The sequence below is a fragment of the Roseovarius tibetensis genome, assembly GCF_050896375.1.
GTDB classification, from domain to species: Bacteria; Pseudomonadota; Alphaproteobacteria; order Rhodobacterales; family Rhodobacteraceae; genus Roseovarius; species Roseovarius tibetensis.
Genome location: NZ_JBPBBB010000050.1, coordinates 1 through 20,509, shown reverse-complemented (window position 1 = coordinate 20,509; position 20,509 = coordinate 1). Strand labels below are relative to the sequence as shown.

The following is a 20,509-nucleotide window of genomic DNA, read 5'->3' as shown; positions in this document are numbered from 1 at the left end:
ACCGGATCGACGAACTCCTCCCTTGGAACTTCCAGACGTCAAGCTGAAAAGCCCGTGGGGCCCAGCTGGCGCTTACACATCTCGATGAAGCTCCGAAAAAAGGTCGAGATGCTATTTGCCCACCTCAAACGCATCCTTGGCTTGGGCCGACTACGATTACGTGGTCCATGCGGCGCAAACGACGAATTCCTCCTCGCCGCCACCGCCCAGAACCTCCGGAAACTGGCCAAGATCTTTCCGGCACCGCAGAAACTGCGCAAGGCCTGAAAAGAAAGGCGCTTGCGCGCTCTTCAGCGCACGACTTTCTGCGCCAGCAACATCCTGTTTTTCTACAGAATCGGCGGACTCCGGACTTTCGCTGCGGGTGCTTTCTCGGCATCGAGAACCGGAAGAGCCGACATTCAAAACCCGTGTTGCCACGATTTGACCCTACGTAACCGCTGCGGCCTGCACCTGTAGCCGTGATGCGTAGAAAGCAGGGCTTTCAAAGTGGTCCCTTCTCGATCTGTGTGGGTTGCCGGGCTCACCGAGGCTTGACCGAGCCCTACATTTTTTGCGTCCGTTAGGCGCGTCCGGCGCGTAGACCTCAACCATCGCAGCGACGGACGCGCCGGGCGATGTTGGCCTGAACACGGTTATTGAGTAGCCTTCGGCCGTTCTCAAAGATGGAGGGCGGAATGGAGCCGGAGTCGAGTCTTTTCACGATGGCGCTTGGGCTTGAGGCGCCGTGGTATGTCGATGATGTGGCGTTTGCGCCGCGAAACCGAAAACGCGTGACATCAATCGAGGTTGGGCCAGAGCCTCCAATCCCCAAAATGCTCAAACGCTCCAAATTATCTGACTACGGACACCCCCTCAGCGGATCGAGCGGATCGAGCTTTCCAGCAGGTGCCGCGTGTAAGGGGACTGCGCCTCGAGCCGGCGCATTTCGTCGACGCCCAGAACCTCGACCAGCACTCCTTCCTTCATCACGGCAATCCGCTCGCACAGATGTCCGACGATCCCCAGATCATGCGACACCATCACATAGGTCAGCCCGTGTTCGCGGCGCAGATCCACCAGAAGGTTGAGGATCTCGGCCTGCACCGAGACATCGAGCGCCGAGGTCGGCTCGTCCAGCAGCATGACCTGCGGCTCGCAGGCCAGCGCGCGGGCGATCGCGACGCGTTGTCGCTGGCCGCCCGACAACTGGTGCGGAAAGCGAAAGCGGAACCCTGCGCCGAGCCCCACATCGTCGAGCAGCTGCCCCATGCGCGCGTCGATGTCGCGCACGCCGTGCAGGTGCATCGCCTCGGACAGCACGCGGTCGACGGTCTGGCGCGGGTGCAGCGATCCATAAGGGTCCTGAAAGACCATCTGCACCTTGCTGTAGAACGCCTTGCTGCGTGTCTTTCCCAAGGTTTCGCCCGCCACGGTCATGTGCCCCGACCATGTGGGCACCAGCCCCGCGACCGCGCGCAGGATCGTCGATTTGCCAGAGCCGCTTTCGCCGACGAGGCCGAAGCTTTCGCCCGTCCCCACGTCGAGGCTGACATCGCGGACGGCATGCGTACGCTCGGTGCCGGTGCCGAACCAGACATCCAGATGTTCGATGCCCAGCGCGCTCATGCCCGGGCACTCACCGACGGGGCGTCGCGCCAGGCGGGGTCGCGCTGCAGCACCTCCAGCCGCTCTCGGGGGTGTTCGAGATCGGGGACCGAGTTGAGCAGCCCCAACGTGTAGGGGTGCTGCGCGCGGGCCAGATCGCTTGCTTTGCAGGTCTCGACGATGCGGCCGGCATACATGATCATGATGCGGTCGCAGAACTTGGCGACGAGGTTCAGGTCGTGGCTGATGAACATCAGCCCCATGCCGCGGTCGCGCACCAGCTTGTCGATGATCTCGAGCACCTGAAGCTGCACCGACACGTCCAGCGCCGAGGTAGGCTCGTCGGCGACCAGTATCTCGGGGTCCGGCAGCAGCATCATGGCGATCATGATGCGTTGCCCCATGCCGCCCGACACCTCGTGCGGGTAAAGCCCGAGGACGCGTTCGGGGTCGCGGATCGCAACCTCGTCGAGGGTGGCCAGCGCACGAGCGCGGGCGACGCTGCGCGAGACGCTCTCGTGCGCGCGCAGCGCCTCGACCAGTTGCTGGCCGACGGTCATCACCGGGTTGAGCGAGAACTTGGGATCCTGCATGATCATCGAGATCCGCCCGCCGCGCAGGGCGCGCATGCGTTTTTCCGGCACCCTCAGGATGTCCTCGCCATGAATCATTAGCCGGTCGGCCTCGATCATTCCCGGCGGGCGGATCAGCCGCAACATCGCGCGTCCGGTCATCGACTTGCCCGAGCCGCTTTCGCCGACGATTCCCAGCCGTTCGCGCCCGAGTGTGAACGACAGGCCGCGCACCGCGTCGAAAACGCCGGACCGGGTGCGAAACTTCACCCAAAGGTTCTCGACATCAAGAAGTCGGGCGTCGTCGGTCATGCGTTGTCCTCTTTCGGGTCGAGCATGTCGCGCAGCCCGTCGCCCAGCAGGTTGAAGGCGAGGCTGATCGAGAAGATCGCGAGGCCGGGGATCGTCGCTACCCACCACGAATCGAGGATATACTGCCGCCCTTCGGAAATCATCGCGCCCCATTCGGGGCTGGGCGGCTGCGCCCCGAGCCCGAGAAACCCGAGGCCGGCGGCGGTCAGGATGATGCCCGCCATGTCGAGGGTGACGCGGATCACCAGCGACGAGATGCACAAGGGCCAGATATGGCGGGTGACGATGCGCAAAGGTCCCGCACCCTGTAGCTTGATCGCGTGGATGTAATCGGAATTGCGGATCGTCAGCGTCTCGGCGCGGGCGATGCGGGCATAGGGCGGCCATGCCGTCAGCGAGATCGCCAGCACCGCGTTCTCGATCCCCGCACCGAGAGCGGCGACGAAGGCCAGCGCGAGGATCAGCCGCGGGAAGGCGAGGAAGATGTCGGTGATCCGCATCAGTACCACGTCGAGCCAACCCCCCGCATACCCCGCGACGGTGCCCATGATCAGCCCCACCAGCGGCGCGACCATCACCACCAGCGCCACGATGTAAAGCGAGATGCGCGCGCCGTAGAGCAGCCGCGAGTAGATGTCGCGCCCCAGGCTGTCAGTGCCGAAGATGTGGCCGTCGGTGCCCGGTTCCAGCAGCCGCGCCCCGAGATCCTGCACGAAGGGATCATGCGTCGCCAGCAGCGGCGCGAAGATCGCTGCGAGGATCAGGAAGATCAGCACCGCCAGCCCCAGCATCGCCAGCGTGTTGCCGCGCAGCGTCAGCCACGCCTTGTACCACGCGGCCATCCGCGCCTGCCGGCGCGAGGTCGGCTCTTCGGTTAGCAGCCAGTGACGAACGGATTGCAGCGTGCTCATTTCGACCTCGGATCAAGGACGCGGTACAAAAGGTCCGACAGTATGTTGATCGCAACGAAGATGCTGCCGATCACGATCGTGCCGCCCAGCACCGCGTTCATGTCATTGGCCAGAAGCGAGGTGGTGATGTATTGCCCCAGCCCAGGCCAGGCAAAGATGATCTCGGTCAGCACGGACCCTTCCAGCAGGTTGGCATAGGCCAGCGCGATCACCGTCAGCAATTGCACGCGGATGTTGCGAAAGGCGTGGCCCCAAATGACCTGCCATTCGCTGAGGCCCTTGACGCGCGCGGTGATGATGTATTCCGAGCTGAGCTGTTCGAGCATGAAGGACCGCGTCATCCGGCTGATATAGGCAAGGCTGTAATAACCCAGCAGCGACGCCGGCAGGATGATATGTGAGAACGCGTTGCGAAACACCGCCCATTCGCCGCGCAGGGCGCTATCGATCAGCAGCATCCCGGTGATCGGCTCGACGATGCCTTGGTGAAAGATCCCCAGCCGGCCAGGCCCCGACACCCAGCCCAGGATGCCGTAGAAGATCAGCAGCCCCACAAGGCCCAGCCAGAAGATCGGCATGGAATACCCAACGAGGCCCACGAGCCGCGCAAGCTGGTCGATCCAGGTGCCCCGCCGCACCGCAGCCACGACCCCGAGCGGCACGCCCAGCAGGACCCCGAAAAGCGTGCCCAGCGTGGCCAGTTCCAGCGTCGCGGGAAACACCCGCGCGATATCGGCGGTGACCGCCTCGCCGGTGCGGATCGACGTGCCCAGATCGCCGCGCACCACGTCCGAGACATAGATGAAGAATTGCACCAGCAAGGGCTGGTCCAGCCCGAGATCGCGATAGGTCTGCTCGTATTGCTCCTGGGTGGCACGCTCGCCGATCACCGCCAGAACCGGGTCGATCGGCATCACCCGGCCGATCAGGAAGGTCACCAGCAGCAGCCCGAGCAGCGTCGCGGCCACGGTGATAAGCGTCTTCAGGGTTTTCGTCAGCCAGGGCGGGAAGGACGGCCGCTGCCGTCCTTCGCCATCTGTCGCATCAATCATCTACTTCGTGATCACCCAGTATGAAACCGCGGTCGTCGCGCCACCGGCGACGAAGTTCTCCACAGTCGCGCCCATCGCATTCTGTTCGATCTTCTGGAACATGATGCCGAAAGGGCTGACCTGCTGATGGTCGCGTTGGAGGTCGAGATACATCTCGCGGCGGGTGTCGGTGTCGTTTTCGACCACCGCCGCCTCGGTCCGCTTGCTCATCTCGGGGATATGCCAGGCGTTACGCCATGCAAGGATGCCGGTGGCGCCGGCCGCGTCCGAGTTGTCGGGGTTGAAGGCGAAGGTGCCCGCATTTGTCTGCGGGTCGGGATAGTCCGGCCCCCAGGACCCGAGATAGACGTCATGCTCGCGCGAACGGTAGCGATCCAGCGTCTGCGCGCCGGTGCCGACGATCAGCTCGACCTCGCAGCCGATCTGTCCCCACGTGTTCTGCAGGGACTGGGCGATATCCAGACGTTCCTGCGCGTCGCGCACCGAGATCTTGATCGGCCCGCACTCGGGGTGGTCGGACTCCGCCAGCGCGGCTTTGGCGCGCTCGATGTCAAAGCTGTAGGGCGTTTCGCCCAGTGCCCCGAGGAAGGTGCGCGGTAGGAACGCCTGATGCACCGAGTACTGACCGCGCAGGAACGAGTTGGACATGCCTTCGTAGTCGGTGGCCAGCTTCAGCGCCGCGATCACCTTGGGATCGGCCAGCAGTTCCTTTTTCTGGTTGGCGGCGAAATACATCAGCCGACCGCGGAGCTCGTCCACGACCTTGACACCCTCGACATCGTCGAGACCGGCAATATCTTCGGGCGACAGGTTGCGCGCGACATCGACATCGCCGCGTTCAAGTTGCAGGCGCTGGGTCGCGCTTTCCTGGATGTGCTGCACGATCACCCGCTCCATCTCCGGTGTGTCGCCGGAATAGTTGGGGTTGAGGTCCATCAGAACGCTTTCGCTGGGCCGCCAGTCCACCACCTTGTAGGGCCCCGACCCGGCGGTGTTGGTGCGCAGCCACGCATTGCCCATGTCGCCTTCCGTGGCGTGCTCCATCACGGTCTGCTTGTCGACGATGCCGCCGATGGTGGCGGTCAGGCAGTTCAGCACGAACGACACGGCGTAGGGCCGGTCGAGCGTCAGCACAAGCGTCTCGTCATCCGGCGCGACGATCGTATCTTCGACGTTCTCGGGGGTAAAGCCGAACTGCGTCAGGATGAAGGATGGCGTCTTGTTCAGCTGCACCGCGCGGCGCAGGGAAAACTCGGCATCCTTTGCGGTGACCGGGTTACCCGAGGCAAACACGTGCCCCTGGGCCATCGTGAAGGTGATGGTGCGCCCGTCCTCGGACATCTTCCAGCTTTCGGCCAGTTGCGGCTGATACCCGGCCTCCAGATCCATCGGATCGAAATTGACCAGCCGCTGATACACGTTGCGGCTGACATCCGCGCCCGCAAACTCGAAACTTTCGGCCGGATCAAAAGTCTTGATGTCGTCGATCCGGTTCGCGATGACGAGCATGTTGGGCGGCGTTTCGGCCATCACCGGTGCGGCGACGCCCACCGACACGAGCGACGCGACCACCGCGGCTACGACTGATTTCTTCATGGTTATCCTTCCTGTTTCATCTTGATTATTCACCCCACGTCTGCCGCAGAACCCGCAGCCAGTTGCCATGGGTGATCTTGGTCATCAGCGCGTCATCCACGCCATGGGACCGGAACTCGGCAAGCAGCTTGGGCAGGCCCGCGCAATCCGCGATCCCCTCAGGGACAAGCGCCCCGTCGAAATCGGACCCGAATCCGACCCGGTGCTCGCCCAAACGCTCGATAAGATGGTCGAAGTGTCGCAGCACGATGTCAAGCCCGAAGGCCCCATCCATGCGCCCGTCGGGCCGCAGGAAGGCGCTGGCGAAATTGATGCCCACCATGCCGTCACTGTCACGGATCATGTCGAGCTGCCGGTCGGTCAGGTTGCGCGAATGCGGGCAGACCGCCGCAGCGTTGGAATGCGTGGCCACCAGCGGCGCATCGGTGATCCGCGCGACATCCTCGACCCCTGCGGCGTTGAGATGCGACAGGTCAACCATGATCTTCAGGCGGTTGCATTCGCGGACCAGCGCCTTGCCGGCCTCGGTCAGGCCCGGCCCGGTATCGGGCTCGGACGGGTAGCGGAAGGGCACGCCGTGGCCCCAGACCGTCTCGCGGCTCCAGACCGGGCCAAGGGATCGCAGCCCGCGCGCGTGCCAATCGTGCAGCCGCGCAAACGCACGGTCGATCCCCTCGGCGCCCTCGATATGGATCACGGCGGCCATTTCATCCGCGGGTAGCGCCGCCTCGACCTCGGCCGCCGTCCGGCAGATGCGCAACGCGCCGGCCGCGGCCAGATCCTCGATGGCATCGAACCCGCGCGCGGTCCAGCCTGCCGCCTCGGCCTCGGGGACCGGGTCTGGCAGGGGGATGTCATAGGACGCCTTGCGCATCTCGTCATGGCGCGTTGCCGTGTCGTCGGGGCTGGGCACGAAGATCGCGAACATGCCCCCGCCAAACCCGCCCTGACGCGCGCGGGGCTTGTCGATATGCCCGTCGGGCAGGCCGTCGGCCACGCCGTTTGCGGTCACGTCGCCGCGCAGCATCCGCAGGACAAGGTCGTTGTGGCCGTCAAAGACTGGAAAGTCTGTCATGCTGTCTCCGAGGGTGGTTCCCTGTTATGCGCTGGCGTCGAGTTATGGCCAGAGCCTTGATGAAACCGGGACGCAGCGCAACCGGTTTGATCAAGGCTGCCGGACGACCGCCTATTGCAGCTCGCCGCCCAGCACCATTCTTGCTCGAGAACGGGATTTGAAATTGTGCTCAAGGTACAGGAGAATTTTGAAGTCTGTGGCGCTCAACGTGGATCACTGCAATGAACTGCCCGGGTACCAGCGCGGTTTCCTTGCCGGCATCGAGCAGGGCGGCCGGCCGGTGATCGCGACGGGGCGGTCCGGCACGATGGAGCTGGTGCGCCATCTCCGCAAGGGCGGCTTCCTGGCCATTCTTCTCGACGAGAAATATGCCGAAGGCGCGACGGTGCCCTTCCCTGGCCTGTCGGCGCTGACATCGACGGCGCCGGCGGCGTTGGCGCTGAAGCATGATCTGCCCCTTGTTCCCGCCTACGGGAAGCGCCGGCCGGATGGCGCGGAGTTCGATGTCGAATTCGAAGCTCCCATTCCCCATTCGGACGCCCTAAAGATGACAAAAGCCGTCAATGACGGCCTTTCCGCCCGCGTCCTCGACAATCCGGGACAGTGGTACTGGATGCTGCGCCGGTGGACGGGTGCCTGACGCCGCCAGCGCGTGCGCCGATGGCTGTACACTTTGCGAGCCTCGCACTCTTGGTGTCAGTGATCCCGCCGAGGCGCGTTCGAACGGCGTCTCATCGCGGATCGAACGTGCCGACACTCAGCATGATGGGCGGATTCCGGAAGTTCGCCGCAGGTGCGATAGGGATGCGCTGGGAAAGTGAGAGCGGCCGTTCAAAACGACTTGAAATTGAGCATCTCGCGGCATGGCTCGCTACGAGCAGAAATCGGTGCCAGCCCCAACTGCTACGTACGGTTCAGGGCTGAGGCCCCTTACATGCGCGGGTCGGGCGACGTTTGATTCATCGTCTGATCATATTGACATGGATCAAGGCGCATAAGCGTCCTGGCGCATAATCAGTTCAATATGCAGGAGATACTTTCCGCCATTTGCGACCCGACTCGCCGCGCCGCGCTCGCCCTTCTCTGGAGCGGGGGAGAGCATTGCGTCTGCGAATTGATGGCGCGTCTCGACGCGAGCCAGAGCCGGATGTCGCGGCACATGAAGGTGCTGCGCGAGGCCGGTCTCGTGCTCGACAGGCGTGATGCCCAATGGGTGCGCTATCGCCGGAACCCCGACCTCGCGCCGGAGCTCGCGGCGGTGATCGACGCGGTTCTGGCTGCGGAACACAAACTCGAATTGGAGGTCGCGTGACCACTGAGACCCAAGAACAACATGCCCCGCACGGGCTTCCGGACTGGGCATGGTATGTCGGCGTGCCGCTTGCGGCCGTTGTCTGGTGGCTGGTCTACGGCCAGTTGATCCCGTTCTCCGAGTGGGCGACGTCGCTCTTTCCCGTCGCGCGGGACAGCCACACCGGCGAGGCGATCGCGTTTTTCATCTACGACGTGCCCAAGGTGCTGTTGCTGCTGACCGGCATCGTCTTCATTACCGGCGTGCTTCGGAGCTGGTTCAGCCCAGAAAAGACCCGCGCGATCCTCGCGGGCAAGAACCAGGTCTGGGGCTATCCGCTGGCGGCCGCGCTCGGCGTGCTGACGCCGTTCTGCTCGTGCTCCTCGGTGCCGCTTTTCATCGGCTTCGTCTCGGCGGGCATTCCGCTGGGTGTCACGTTTTCCTTCCTTATCGCCGGGCCGATGGTCGGGCCGGTGGGGCTGGGGCTGCTCTACGGCCTCGTCGGCTGGCAGATCGCGACGATCTACCTCGTCTTCGGATTCACCATCGCGACGGTCGCAGGGGTCGTCCTGGGGCGCATGGGGCTGGAGCGTTACCTGCAGGAATGGGTGCGCGAGCTGAACGCGGGCCCCGTGGGCGATCTGCCCGAGGAGCGGCTGACGCTGGTGGACCGGCTGAAGATCGGCGTGGACCAGGTACGCGAGATCGTCGGCAAGGTCTGGATCTGGGTGCTGGTCGGCATCGGCATCGGCGCCGCGATCCACGGCTACGTCCCCGAAGAGATGATGCTGCGGATCATGGGCGGCGAGGCCTGGTGGTCGGTCCCGGCAGCGGTCGTCGTGGGCGTGCCGATGTACACCAATGCGGCCGGCGTCATTCCCATCGTGGAGGCGCTGCTGGGCAAGGGGGCCGCGCTCGGCACGACTCTGGCCTTCATGATGTCGGTGATCGCGCTGTCGCTGCCCGAGATGATCATCCTGAAGCAGGTGCTGACCTACCGCCTGATCGCGATCTTCCTCGCGGTCGTCTCGGCGGGGATCCTCGCCACCGGCTTTCTCTTCAACTTTCTGCTCTGAAAGGAGACGCACATGAAAACCGTCAAAGTCTACGGTCCCGGTTGCAACCGCTGCGAGACGACCGAAGCCATGGTCAAGGAGGCCGCCGCAAAGCTCGGCGTCGCGGTCGAGGTCGAAAAGGTCACGGACGCGAAATCCATCGCCATGGCGGGCGTCATGTCCACGCCGGGCATCTCGGTCGATGGCAAGCTCGTCCATGCCGGTGGCCTGCCGGATGCGGGGAAGCTCGAAGGCTGGCTCCGCGCATGATCCGCGCTCTCGCCGCCGCCGTTGCCGTTCTCGCTTCTCCGACCGTTGCCTTGGCGGATGTCCTTGAGGTCCAGCCCGTCACGGATGATGTCTGGGCAATCGTCGGCCCGTTGGAACAGCGCAGTCCGGAAAACCTTGCCAACAACGCGACTTTCGGGCTGGTCTTGACGCCCGAGGGCGCGGTGCTGATCGACCCGGGCGGGTCCTGGCAGGGTGCCGAGATGCTGCACGCCGCCATCCGCACCGTCACCGATCAGACGGTGGTCCGTGTTATCAACACGGGCGGACAGGATCACCGGTGGCTCGGCAACAGCTACTGGCAGGCTCACGGGGCGACGGTGATCGCGTCCCAAGCAGCGGTCGCGGATCACCAGGCCCGCGCACAGGACCATATGATCGCGCTGTCGCAATTCCTGGGCGACGGGCTGGACGGCACCGAGCCGGCCTACGCCGATGTGACCTTCGAGACCGATTACGTGCTTGAGTTCGGAGGCTTCAGCTTCGAGATCGTGCATCGCGGCGCAGCACACACGCCGGGCGACAGCTTCGTCTGGCTCGACGAGCGCGATGTGATGTTCACCGGCGACATCGTCTATGTCGACCGCCTGCTGGGCAATGGCCCGGCGCGCGATACCGACAGCTGGATCGCGGTGTTCGAGGCGATGGCGGCCTATCAGCCCACGCATATCGTGCCCGGCCATGGCCGGGCGACCGATCTGCCCACGGCCAAGCGGGACACCCACGGCTATCTCGTCAACCTACGCACACGGATCGGAGAGTTGATAGAAGAAGGCGGCGACATCATGGACGCACCCAAGATCGAGCAGTCAGCCTGGTCTTCGCTGGAGCAGTTCGACAGCCTCGCCGGTCGCAACGCACAAGCCACTTTTGAGGAAATGGAATGGGAGTGACGGTGGGCTTGGTGTATCCTTTGACTGGGCAATCCGATATCTGCCGGGTTAATTCGAAAGGCCGCCAGCAAATGGTTCCCCAATCGGCGACAGACAACTGTGCCCGCACAGAGTGAGCTCGCTCATTCCTAATTTCGCGCGCGCGGCGAAAGTCCGGTCTGACGGACCGCATCTCCGCGATAACATCCAAGACGGACGGCAGTTTGGGGCCGACCCTGTCTACCCGGTTGTCACCGTCGCAAGGGGCGGTTTTCAGTCATTCGCTGCGATGGCAAGATCTATGTGCGGAAAATTAGGGAGCCGACATTCAGGTTCACCCGATAGCGGCCAGCGCGCTGCACCGCCACATGACTGCGACGAGCCAAAGCGGATGTTGCGCCATACCGCCGAGCGTTGGTCACAGCCAATACGGCGTCACGCCGTCATCTCCAATGCGGTGTTGCATTCTCGACGGGCTGGCCTTCCCTCATCGAGGGTTTCCATTTTTCCGCGCGCTGTTCAGTGTCGATTGCGTTACCGCACGTGACTTGTCGCGCGACCGTTGGTGCGGCACACGGATGATGCGAACCCCATAGCTTGCGCGCGTCCTTGGCTATGAGACGGGCTTGGAGTCGGTCGAGTTCCTCGAGCGCGCGGGTCGTGTCTCGGGTTCGTGCGATCACCTTTTCGAAAGTACGGCGCACTGATCGCGGTCGCCACGGCAGGATAGCGGAGGCGAGCCAGAGGCGCAGTTCAGGCTGCAGGTTGTCATACTCGCACATCGAATCGGACCGTCGTCTTTTGCGTTTGAGGGTTGTCATCCCGCGATTTCCCAGCATCGGTGTGCTCCGTCACATTTCCGTTCCCAATTCTGCCCGCGCGGGGCCAGTATGGCCCCGCGCCCTTGTCAGAAGCTCTGTGTCACCCGCAGGGTCCAGTTGCGGCCGGGTCCGAGCGTGATGTTCTTGTAGGTGTCGAGGAAATCCCGATACTCCTCGTCGAGGATGTTCTCGACGCCGAACTGTACCTCGGTGCCGGTCGCACCGATGGTGCCGCCGATCGTTGCATCGAGCAGGACATAGTCATCCGTCGAGGCCGTGCCGAACGGGGGCGGCGCGCTGTCGAATTGGCCGAACGGTTCGCGCAGACCCGCCGATTTCTGCGAGTCAGCATAACGCGCGCCGACAGTCAGATAGGCATCCTCGAAGGCGCCGACGCGATCATCGCGAAACGTGACCTCGCCGGCGATCTTCAGCGGCGGCAGAAGCGGCACTTGCCCGCCATCCGACAATTCGCCATCGACCCAGGACAGCGTCGTGCGCCAGGTCAGCCAGTGCAGCGGCCGGCCCTCCAGCGTCAGGTCCACGCCGTAGGTTTCGGCATTCTGCTGGCTGACCTGGAATATGTCGAGGCCACTGCCGGGGTCGGTCGTCCCGGTCCCCGCGAGAAAGATATAGTCGTCGATATCGTTGTAATACGCGGTGAACTTGGCCGACAGGGTATCGGACTCCCATCGCAGGCCGGCATCGAGGCTGATCGAGGTTTCCTCCTCGAGGTTCGGGTCGCCGCGCTGCACGGCGGCGACGCCACCATGGACGCCATCGGCGTAAAGCTCGAACAGACTGGGCGCGCGGAACCCGGTCGACAGATTGCCGACCAGCGACAGGTGATCGGTCACCGCGTAGTTCGCGCCGAGACCCCAGGTCGCGGTCAGGTAATCGTTCTTGCGCTGGTCCGGCGTGAGGGCCTCCAGCCGTGGCGAGGTGCCGGCGGTCTGGTCCAGATCGAGCGTCACCTCGCGGTAATCCACGCGGCCGCCGAAATTCAGCGTCAGATCGCCCATGCGCGCCTCTTCGAAGGCGAAAAGGGCGTAATTCTCGAGTTGTCCGCCAGGCGACAGAACCGTGCTGCCGCGCGAGGACTGATCCGTGTCCACGATCTCGATCCCGATGCGCCCGTCAAGTGCGCCGAACAGCCCCTGATGCTCGGCCTCGATCCGCGCGGTGAAGCTGTCGCGGTCGATATCCACCACACGCGCGCCGGGCAGTTCGCTGCGCGGCAACGGATTGGGCGGGCCGGGATTGGCCTGTCTCAGGTTGGACGCGAAGGACAGCGTCGGTTTGAGCGTCCAAGTCTCGTTGATGGCAAGATCCGCGTCCAGTTGCAGCAGATCATTCTCGATATTCGTGCCGATCCCGCCCGGAACCGGGGGCGGTCCGCCACTGACATCCGGCACCACGAAATTCTGCTCGTTGCGGTAGCGTTCATAGCGCAGCCGGATCTGTCCCAGTTCGGTCATGTAGCCGATCGATATGTCGCCGTTGAGTTGTTCGTAATCGGTGAAGGGGATGTCGCCGGTCACCAGCGGGTCGCGCGGGTTGCCCGAACTCAGCGCCTCGGACGCTTTCGGCGTCTCCAGCCCGCCCGAATCGCGCCAGACGAGCGTGCCGGCAAAGCCGAGCCGCCCGTTGGCGCCTTCGAAGCTCTGCGCGGCGGTCACCTGATCATAGGCGGACTGATATTCCAGCGTGCTCTCACCGCTCAACGTCTGCGTGCCCTCGGGGGCTGTGGGTGGGCGGCGGGGGCGCAGGTTCACCGCCCCACCGATCGCGCCCGACCCGTAAAGCAGGCTCTGCGCACCGCGCACCACCTCGATCCGGTCGGCAAGGAACGGATCCACGGTCGGCATGTGCCGCACGCCGAATTGCTGGAAATCGAGCCCGATCCCGTTCGACAGCACGCGCACCCGATCGCCGGAAAAACCTCGCAAGACCGGCTTGCCGATATTCGCGCCGGTGTCGATGGAGCCGACCCCCGAGAAATGATCCAGAGATCCACCCAGGGAGGCGCGCTGACGCCGCCGCTTCTCGGCGCCCGACAGCGCGTCGACATCCGCGGAAAGCTCGGCGATATTGTTCGGGATCGGCGTGCCGGTCACGGCGATGGTGTCAAGTCTCAGGGGCGCGCCCTCGGGTGCAGCGGTCCCCTGCGCCAACGCCGAGGTCGAAAGAAGCATCGCGGTGGTCGCCAGCGTTCCGGTCGTTCTGGGTCGTCTCATGAGGTCCTCGTCGTCCTTTTTTGAATTGTTTTGATCCGGCCCCGGGCCGGGGCCGGTGTTTCGTCTGGTGACGTGATCAGATCGCGTCGTCGGGATCGCTCACCGGGTCGAGCACCAGCACCAGGCGCGTCTCGCCAGTCCCTGCGATGGGGGGCGAACGGTGCAGCAGACCCGCGGGCGGATCGGTCGGCCAGAGCGTGCCGCGCAGGATCAGGGGTGACCCCGTCGGCGTGGTGAAAATCCGCGTCGGCTCGGTCCCGTCGGTAGAGATGCCGTATTGCGTGCCGGTGCCGCGATAGGTGCAGATCAGCCGCGCGGTGATCGCGTCGATATGGAATTTGCGGCAGGCATCATGCGCGATCACGTCGAGCCGCAGCCGCAGGAACCGCGCGCGCATCAGATCGGCAAAGATCCCGGCCTGTGCCGCGATGTCGTCGATCAGCCGCGCGCGCTCCGGCCCGTCGGGCGTTCCGGCGGTGTCGCAGATCCCGGTGACGGCCTCGTGGACGGCCTCGGGGCGCAGGATCACCCGCGCGCGCGGCAGGGCCTCCGCGGGCAAGCTGTCGATCCAGTCCTGAAAGCTCGGCAGGGGCGCGCGCCGCCAGAGGGTCGCGGCCACCCCGGCCTTGTGGATCACGTCGAGATCCTCGGGCCGGTCCGCCACGCCGACGCCGACGGCGGCGCCTTGCAATATCTTGCGCGTGATGGTCATGCCGCTGCCTCCGTCCGCCGCCAGACAGGAAAGGGATCTTCGAGATCGGGCCGCACCTGCGGCCCGGTTGCAGCGGGTATCAGCGCCGCGTCCAGCCGGTCCCTGAGCGCAGGCCAGTCGATCCCCGCCCCGATGAAGACGAGCTCCTGCCGCCGGTCACCCCACGGCTCCTGCCAGTGCGCGGCGAGATAGGCGCGCGCACCATCATGATCGGGCCAGCGTTCGCGTGGCACCGCCGCCCACCACGTCCCCAATGGCGTGACGCTCGACAGCGCTCCGGCGAGCGAGAACTCTGCGACCCAGCCGGGCCGCGTGGCCAGCCAGAAATGCCCCTTGGCCCGGATCACGCCGGGCAGCGGGCCGTTGAGAAGATCGTGGATCCGTCCTGGGTCGAACGGCGCGCGAGCACGGTACACGAACGAGGCCACGCCATATTCCTCGGTCTCGGGCACATGATCGGCAAAGCCGTAAAGCTCCTTGGCCCACATCGGATGTTCGTGCGCCTTTTCGAAATCGAACAGCCCGGTATCGAGAATGGCGTCTGCCGGCACATCCGAATGGTCGGTCTCGATGATCCGCGCATCGGCGTTGAGGCTGCGGATGATCTTGCGCGCGGCATCCACCTTGCCGGGTTCCGCATCGGTGACCTTGTTCAGGATGACCACATCGGCGAATTCGATCTGGTCGGTCAGCAGATGGACGAGGGTGCGCTCGTCCTCGTTTCCCATGGTCTCGCCGCGATCGGCGAGAAAGTCGTGGCTGGCGTAGTCGTGCAGCAGGTTCACCGCATCGACCACGGTCACCATCGTGTCGAGGCGCGCCACATCCGACAGGCTGTCGCCCGCCTCGTCGCGGAAGTCGAAGGTCGCGGCGACGGGTAGCGGCTCGGAGATGCCGGTGGACTCGATCAGCAGGTAATCGAACCGCCCGTCCGCGGCCAGCTTGCGCACCTCCTGCAACAAATCGTCGCGCAGCGTGCAGCATATGCAGCCGTTAGACATCTCGACCAGCGTTTCGTCGGTCTGGCTGAGGTTCGCGCCACCCTCGTGCACGAGGTCCGCGTCTATGTTCACCTCGGACATGTCGTTGACGATGACGGCCACGCGGCGGCCCCCGCGATTGTTCAGCACGCGGTTGAGCAGCGTGGTCTTTCCAGCGCCCAGAAAGCCCGAGAGAACGGTCACGGGCAGGCGGGTGTGCTTGTAGGGCATGTCGGGGTCCTGTCTTGTCGAAATGGATGAGAGAAGCGGCGGTCCGGAGGGGCCACCTGCGGTATCTGGATCAATGCGCCATCATCTCTTCGGCAACCGCGTCGCCGCTCAGGTCGGCGGGTTAGTAGGTTGGCCAGTTGGTCACCTCCTCCAGCAGAGCCGCCCGGTCGTCGCCCCAGTAGAGGTGGAAATGTCCGGCATCCTTGGGCGCTATGGCGTGGTCGCTGAACTGGATGTACGCGGGTGCTTCGACGGCTCCGCCGGTCTTCTCGAAGATGTAGCGAACGCCCCGGTTGCCGGCCTCGTAGGTCAGCACCTCGTGGCCGTCATCGGCGTAGCGCGCCTGCTGCGACGTGTCGTCCTCGAAGAACGTGACGCTGTCGCCCTCGATCAGGATACGGTCGACCTCGGTCGCATAGCCTGTCTGGTAGTAGGCGGTGTGTTCGGCCGCGGTCTTTTCACTGTCCTCGGCCTTGTGCGCCATGACCCGGTCCAGCGTGCCATCCTGCAGCAGCGGGTAGACCGACTGCCAGTCGCCGGCCCAGTCGGAGAGATCACGGGCCTCGATCTGATCGTCGTCGAAATAGCCGTCATAGATTTTGTCGGCCTTGTGGCCGTGCGCGTGCTCTTCTGAGTGGTCGTGATCGTGGTCTGTCGCGCCGTCGCTGCCGCTTTCCGCGAAGGCCTGCGCGGAAAGGGCGAGCAGTGCACCTGCGGCGAGCATGCTGACGTGCTTCGTGAATGCCTGTTGCATGAGGATCTCCTGTGTCGAGGGTTAGAGAGCTCGAAAAGCTCTAGACTGTTATGTTATGTCATCACATATAAAATCGATCTGCAACCGTCGAACACGAGACATGCGCGTCATCCTCAGGTATTTTTCTCAAGAAAAGGCGTTGTGTGTCGCTCGGAGAGCCACAATGAGCCGTCTCCTTCCACAGGGATTTAAGCAAGTTCACGAATGTGCGCGTTTTCCTCCGTCGCGCTTCGAGAAAGCTGCGCAATGCACGAATGGCCGGTTCGATGACGCAGTAATGCAGCGTTTGACGGTGTGGCCAAGGTCGGCCCCGGGCCGTACGCGAAAGTCTTTTTGTGTCGGATCTCAGTCGGGCGTTTCCAAAGGGCTAAGCTGGTTTCGACGCGCCAGTGGCAAGAACAGCGACGCGGCAAGACCCGGCGCGGCATCGCCAAGCGTCAACGTGCCGCCCGCCGCGTCCGCGATATCGGAGGCGATGGCCAGGCCAAGGCCGGTACCCGTTTCATCGGCCCGCGCGTGACGGCGCATCAGTCGGTCGCGGTCATGTTGCGCGATACCAGCGCCGTCATCCGCGATCGTCAACTGCAGGCGGTCGTCCTGCACCCGCGCCGACATCACCACCTTGCCGCGCGCATGGCGTGCCGCGTTCTCGGCCAGCGCGCCCATCGCCTCGGCAAGGTCCGCTTCATCCAGGGCAACCGCCAGACCCTTGGGGATCGTCTGCTGCCAGTGCAGCCGCGCCCCATTGGGCGTGCGCCGCAGAACCGCGATCAGCCGCGCGGCAACATGGGCAGGATCGGCTTGGGCATCGACGGCCCGCGCCGCCGTTCGCGCCCGCGCCAGTTCGCGGTCGACCGTGCGGCGCATGGCGCGGGCGGTTTCCTCGATGCCGTCGGCGTGGTCTGCCGCGCCGATCCCGCGCAGGCGGTCCGCTTCCCCCATCAGTGCCTGCAGAGGGGTCTTCAGCCCATGCGCCAGATCGGCGGCGCGGGTCCGGGCGCGTTCGGTCTCGGCTTCCCTTGCGGCCAACAGGTCGTCGATCTCCGTCGCGACCGGGCGTAGCTCGACCGGCCAGTGGCCGCCCATGCGTTCGGCCCGCCCCTCTCGCAGGGCGGAGATCCGGGCGCCGAGACTTCGCAATGGGCTTAGGCCGACCGACAATTGCACCCAGCCCGCAGCGCTTAGCGCAAGGCCCAACAGGACGAGGTAGGGGGCAAGATCGGCCATGAAGGCGCGGCGGGCCGCGACCAGCTCGGACGCCTCCATCGCCACTGCCGCCCGCACCGGCCCGCCGCCCAGCCGCGACGGGAGCGTGATCGAGCGTTCCAGAACCAACAGGTCCGCGCCCTCAGGCCCGGCCAGCCGATGCACGTGGATGGCGCCGTCGTCCAGAACATCGGCAGGCAGGTCAAGCGCCGTGTCCCAGAGCGACCGCGATCGCTGCAGGCGACCCGCCTCCTCGATCTGCCAGTAAAGCCCGCTATAAGGCACGGAAAACCGGGGGTCGGCTGGCGGCCGGGCGAGGTCCAGCCCCTGGGGGCCCCGATCCAACCCGGCGATGACCTGGTCAAGCTGCACCGACATCTCGGCCGTGGCGCGGCGTTCGACATGCGCCCCGAACAGCTGCGCCAAACCAAGGGCGGCCAAGCCAAGCGCCAGAAGGATCGCAAGCGCGCCTGCCAGCGCAAGGCGCAGGCGCAAGCTCATGCGGCCTCCAGGAAATACCCGAAGCCACGGCGCGTTCCGATGATTCCCGGCCCCAGTTTGCGGCGCAGGCGCGCGATCACCGCTTCAAGTGCATTCGCCTCGCGCGCGTCATTATCCCCGTAGAGATGTTCCAGCAGCTCGGTCGGCGGCACGGGCCGGTCACGGTGCAGCATGAGAAAGGCCAGAAGCCGGTATTCCAGCGCCGTGACCTGCACCGGCACGCCCCGCACGGCAACGCCCATGCGGTTGGTGTCGAGGCTGAGATCCCCGGCCTCCTGCAAGGCCGCGGCGTGGCCGCCGGCGCGGCGGACCAGCGCGCGCGCCCGGGCGATCAGTTCCTCCATGCGGAATGGCTTTGGCAGGTAGTCGTCGGCGCCAGCCTCGATCCCCTCCACCCGCTCTTGCCATGTGCCGCGCGCCGTCAGCACCAGAACCGGCATTGTCCGCCCGTTCGCCCGCCAGCGCTTCAGCACGGCCAGCCCGTCAAGCGACGGAAGCCCGAGGTCGAGCACGACAAGATCGTACTCCTCGGTATCGCCCAGGAACCAGGCCTCTTCGCCGTCGCCGGTCCCCTCCACGCGGAAGCCTGCCGCGCTCAGGGCGGCGCGCAGGTCTCCGGCGATCCTGGTGTCGTCCTCCACGGCGAGCGCGCGCATGTCAGTCGTCGTCCTCCTCGCGCTCCACCTCCAGCACCGTGCCGGTCGCGGCGTCGATCTCCATCTCGTAGAGCCGGCCCTCGGGCGTGACCAGTTCCAGCTCGTAGATCCAGCGCCCGTCGTCGCGCTCGAGCTCCAGTTCGATGACGCGGCCCGGGCGCGTGGCCTCGGCCACCGCGAGGATATCGGCGAGCGGCAGGATCTCTCCGGCCTCCAGCGCGCGGCGGGCGCGGTCGTGGTCGTCACGGTCCGCGAGCGCGGGCGCGGCGATCAGCGACAGGATCAAGGCGATGCGTATCATGGGGCCAGTGTCTACCTTGGGCAACCTGACGGCAAGCTGACAGTTCGGGTCAGGGGGGCGTCAGGCGGTGTGGGGCATAAGGGGGCATCGGCGGCCACGTCGGCTGCCTTGGCAAAAGGAGACACGCCATGAAACGCACCATCCTCTTCAACGTATCGCTGGCAACGGCCGTTGGGCTCTTCGCCCTCGGCGCCAGCGCGCAGGATCAGGCCCAGGCGCAAACCCAGGAGCGCATGAGCCTCGTTCAGATCGCCACCATGCTGGAAGATCAGGGCTACACGGTTTTGGAAATCGAACTGGAACGCCGCCGCTACGATGTCGAGATGATCGACGCCAAGGGCATGCGGGTGGAGGCCTATCTCGACGCGGTCACGGGCGCCGTACTGCCCTATCGCGATGACGATGATGACCGCTACGAGCGGTACGACGATTGATGGACGACGCGTCTGAAACCCGGTTGGTCCGGGTCTGGGACCCTCTGATCCGGATCGGCCACTGGGTTCTGGTGGTGGCATTTGCCACCGCCTACCTCACCGAAGGCGAGCCACAGTGGCTCCACAGCTTCGCAGGCTATGCCATCGCGGTGACGGTCGCGCTGCGCATCCTTTGGGGCCTTGTCGGTCCGCGCCCCGCCCGGTTTTCGGATTTCCTCACCGGGCCGGGCCGTGTCTTCGCCTATCTGCGCGATCTTCTGACAGGCGGCGCGGAGCGCCATCTGGGCCACAGCCCGGCAGGCGGGGCTATGACCCTCGCGCTGCTGTTCGCGCTGGCGGTTACGGCGCTTTCGGGCATGGCCACCCTGGCCGTCGAAGAGGGTCAGGGGCCGTTGGCCGGCATCGTCACATCCGCAAGCCTACCGGCCTCGGCCGAGGAGGACGAGGACCACGATGAATACGGCGAGCATGGCGAAGGCGGCGGCGCTGAGGCGTTCGAGGAGATCCACGAGGTTGCCGCCAACGTGACCCTGCTGCTGATCGTGCTGCACGTGGCGGGCGTCGCATGGGCCAGCCGCGCCCACGGCGAAAACCTCGTCCGGGCGATGATCGACGGGCGCAAGCGAAGCGTCGAGTGAGCCTTGCGGCCGGCCCCCTCAGACGGTCCCGGCCGCAAGCGCAGCCGCTCAAGGCATGGACAAACACGTTCCCTGTCCATGTGGCCGAGTGGTAGCACACATGGATACTTGGCGTTCGTCGGATCCGTCCTGGCCAGGGTCTTTGTCTAGCCCTGGCCGCTGCGGCTGAGTGAAAACGCTGTTCGAGAGGCGAATGGCTGGCTCGGTGAAGCCGCGCTGCGGCATCGGCGCTTCCCATGAAGGGCTGCTCTGGGCCGCCTGTGAAGGCGGCCCGTCACCTTCAGATCTCGACGCTCTCAGAGATCGCCAGTGCGTCCCCCAGTTCGACGCCCAGGTAACGGACGGTGCTATCCATCTTGGTGTGCCCGAGCAGGAGTTGCACAGCCCTCAGATTGCCAGTCTTCCGATAGATCTGTGCAACCTTTGT

At 65.0% G+C, this 20,509-nt stretch carries 22 protein-coding genes; 8 read left to right on the top strand and 14 right to left on the bottom strand.

Going from position 1 to position 20,509, the window contains the following annotated elements; genetic code table 11:
- Positions 1–267, top strand: a 267-nt coding sequence (locus tag ACROSR_RS18215; RefSeq protein ID WP_432687315.1) for a transposase, incomplete at its 5' end; no start/stop codon positions are given.
- A 588-nt stretch (positions 268–855) separates the two neighbouring features.
- On the opposite strand, the gene ACROSR_RS18210 is transcribed toward ACROSR_RS18215, so the two are convergent.
- Genes ACROSR_RS18210 through ACROSR_RS18185 form a run of 6 tightly spaced genes read right to left on the bottom strand, consistent with a single transcriptional unit; the run spans position 856 to position 7,105 of the window.
- Positions 856–1,608, bottom strand: a complete 753-nt coding sequence (locus ACROSR_RS18210; protein ID WP_432687314.1) for an ABC transporter ATP-binding protein — start codon at positions 1,606–1,608, stop codon at positions 856–858.
- Positions 1,605–2,471 carry an ABC transporter ATP-binding protein gene (locus ACROSR_RS18205; RefSeq protein WP_432687313.1) on the bottom strand — a complete coding sequence of 289 codons (867 nt, stop codon included), beginning with the start codon at positions 2,469–2,471 and terminating at the stop codon, positions 1,605–1,607. Before ACROSR_RS18205 ends, ACROSR_RS18210 begins: the two co-directional genes overlap by 4 nt.
- Positions 2,468–3,382 (bottom strand): ABC transporter permease, encoded by a 915-nt coding sequence (locus ACROSR_RS18200; protein WP_432687312.1) that lies wholly within the window; start codon positions 3,380–3,382, stop codon positions 2,468–2,470. Before ACROSR_RS18200 ends, ACROSR_RS18205 begins: the two co-directional genes overlap by 4 nt.
- A complete protein-coding gene (locus ACROSR_RS18195) occupies positions 3,379–4,434 on the bottom strand; it encodes an ABC transporter permease (protein WP_432687311.1) in 1,056 nt (351 codons plus the stop codon). The genes ACROSR_RS18200 and ACROSR_RS18195 overlap by 4 nt, the downstream gene beginning before the upstream one ends.
- Complete coding sequence (locus ACROSR_RS18190; RefSeq protein ID WP_432687310.1) at positions 4,435–6,030, bottom strand: ABC transporter substrate-binding protein; 1,596 nt, start codon at positions 6,028–6,030, stop codon at positions 4,435–4,437.
- Positions 6,031–6,055: 25 nt separating this feature from the next.
- Complete coding sequence (locus ACROSR_RS18185) at positions 6,056–7,105, bottom strand: dipeptidase (protein ID WP_432687309.1); 1,050 nt, start codon at positions 7,103–7,105, stop codon at positions 6,056–6,058.
- Here ACROSR_RS18185 and ACROSR_RS18180 point away from each other — a divergent pair.
- The 5 genes from ACROSR_RS18180 to ACROSR_RS18160 all read left to right on the top strand — a co-directional run bounded on the left by ACROSR_RS18180 (position 7,104) and on the right by ACROSR_RS18160 (position 10,632).
- Entirely contained in the window at positions 7,104–7,745 is a 642-nt protein-coding gene (locus tag ACROSR_RS18180) for a lysophospholipid acyltransferase family protein (protein WP_432687308.1), read from the top strand. The two genes, ACROSR_RS18185 and ACROSR_RS18180, sit on opposite strands and share 2 nt — an antisense overlap.
- A gap of 384 nt (positions 7,746–8,129) precedes the next feature.
- A complete protein-coding gene (locus ACROSR_RS18175) occupies positions 8,130–8,417 on the top strand; it encodes an ArsR/SmtB family transcription factor (RefSeq protein WP_432687307.1) in 288 nt (95 codons plus the stop codon).
- Positions 8,414–9,472, top strand: a complete 1,059-nt coding sequence (locus ACROSR_RS18170; protein WP_432687306.1) for a permease — start codon at positions 8,414–8,416, stop codon at positions 9,470–9,472. The genes ACROSR_RS18175 and ACROSR_RS18170 overlap by 4 nt, the downstream gene beginning before the upstream one ends.
- Before the next feature lie 12 nt (positions 9,473–9,484).
- A complete protein-coding gene (locus tag ACROSR_RS18165) occupies positions 9,485–9,721 on the top strand; it encodes a thioredoxin family protein (protein ID WP_432687305.1) in 237 nt (78 codons plus the stop codon).
- The gene (locus ACROSR_RS18160) at positions 9,718–10,632 is read left to right on the top strand and encodes an MBL fold metallo-hydrolase (protein WP_432687304.1); all 915 of its coding nucleotides are present in this window, start codon (positions 9,718–9,720) and stop codon (positions 10,630–10,632) included. The genes ACROSR_RS18165 and ACROSR_RS18160 overlap by 4 nt, the downstream gene beginning before the upstream one ends.
- A 422-nt stretch (positions 10,633–11,054) precedes the next feature.
- On the opposite strand, the gene ACROSR_RS18155 is transcribed toward ACROSR_RS18160, so the two are convergent.
- The 8 genes from ACROSR_RS18155 to ACROSR_RS18120 all read right to left on the bottom strand — a co-directional run bounded on the left by ACROSR_RS18155 (position 11,055) and on the right by ACROSR_RS18120 (position 19,034).
- Positions 11,055–11,432, bottom strand: a complete 378-nt coding sequence (locus tag ACROSR_RS18155) for a DUF6525 family protein (RefSeq protein ID WP_432687316.1) — start codon at positions 11,430–11,432, stop codon at positions 11,055–11,057.
- An 86-nt stretch (positions 11,433–11,518) separates the two neighbouring features.
- Positions 11,519–13,669, bottom strand: coding sequence for a TonB-dependent receptor (locus tag ACROSR_RS18150; RefSeq protein ID WP_432687303.1), 2,151 nt, complete (start codon positions 13,667–13,669; stop codon positions 11,519–11,521).
- A gap of 76 nt (positions 13,670–13,745) precedes the next feature.
- Positions 13,746–14,381 (bottom strand): DUF1826 domain-containing protein, encoded by a 636-nt coding sequence (locus ACROSR_RS18145; protein ID WP_432687302.1) that lies wholly within the window; start codon positions 14,379–14,381, stop codon positions 13,746–13,748.
- Positions 14,378–15,592 carry a GTP-binding protein gene (locus tag ACROSR_RS18140; protein WP_432687301.1) on the bottom strand — a complete coding sequence of 405 codons (1,215 nt, stop codon included), beginning with the start codon at positions 15,590–15,592 and terminating at the stop codon, positions 14,378–14,380. The genes ACROSR_RS18145 and ACROSR_RS18140 overlap by 4 nt, the downstream gene beginning before the upstream one ends.
- A gap of 121 nt (positions 15,593–15,713) precedes the next feature.
- Positions 15,714–16,346: a ZinT family metal-binding protein gene (locus tag ACROSR_RS18135; protein ID WP_432687300.1), complete on the bottom strand. Its 633-nt coding sequence runs from the start codon at positions 16,344–16,346 to the stop codon at positions 15,714–15,716.
- 345 nt (positions 16,347–16,691) lie between these two features.
- On the bottom strand, positions 16,692–18,053 hold the full coding sequence (locus ACROSR_RS18130; RefSeq protein WP_432687299.1) for a sensor histidine kinase: 1,362 nt from the start codon (positions 18,051–18,053) through the stop codon (positions 16,692–16,694).
- On the bottom strand, positions 18,050–18,709 hold the full coding sequence (locus ACROSR_RS18125; protein ID WP_432687298.1) for a response regulator transcription factor: 660 nt from the start codon (positions 18,707–18,709) through the stop codon (positions 18,050–18,052). The genes ACROSR_RS18130 and ACROSR_RS18125 overlap by 4 nt, the downstream gene beginning before the upstream one ends.
- Position 18,710: 1 nt before the next feature.
- Complete coding sequence (locus ACROSR_RS18120) at positions 18,711–19,034, bottom strand: PepSY domain-containing protein (RefSeq protein WP_432687297.1); 324 nt, start codon at positions 19,032–19,034, stop codon at positions 18,711–18,713.
- 104 nt (positions 19,035–19,138) lie between these two features.
- Here ACROSR_RS18120 and ACROSR_RS18115 point away from each other — a divergent pair, with 104 nt between their 5' ends.
- Complete coding sequence (locus ACROSR_RS18115) at positions 19,139–19,444, top strand: PepSY domain-containing protein (protein ID WP_432687296.1); 306 nt, start codon at positions 19,139–19,141, stop codon at positions 19,442–19,444.
- Complete coding sequence (locus ACROSR_RS18110; RefSeq protein ID WP_432687295.1) at positions 19,444–20,082, top strand: cytochrome b/b6 domain-containing protein; 639 nt, start codon at positions 19,444–19,446, stop codon at positions 20,080–20,082. Before ACROSR_RS18115 ends, ACROSR_RS18110 begins: the two co-directional genes overlap by 1 nt.
- Positions 20,083–20,509: the final 427 nt, after the last annotated feature.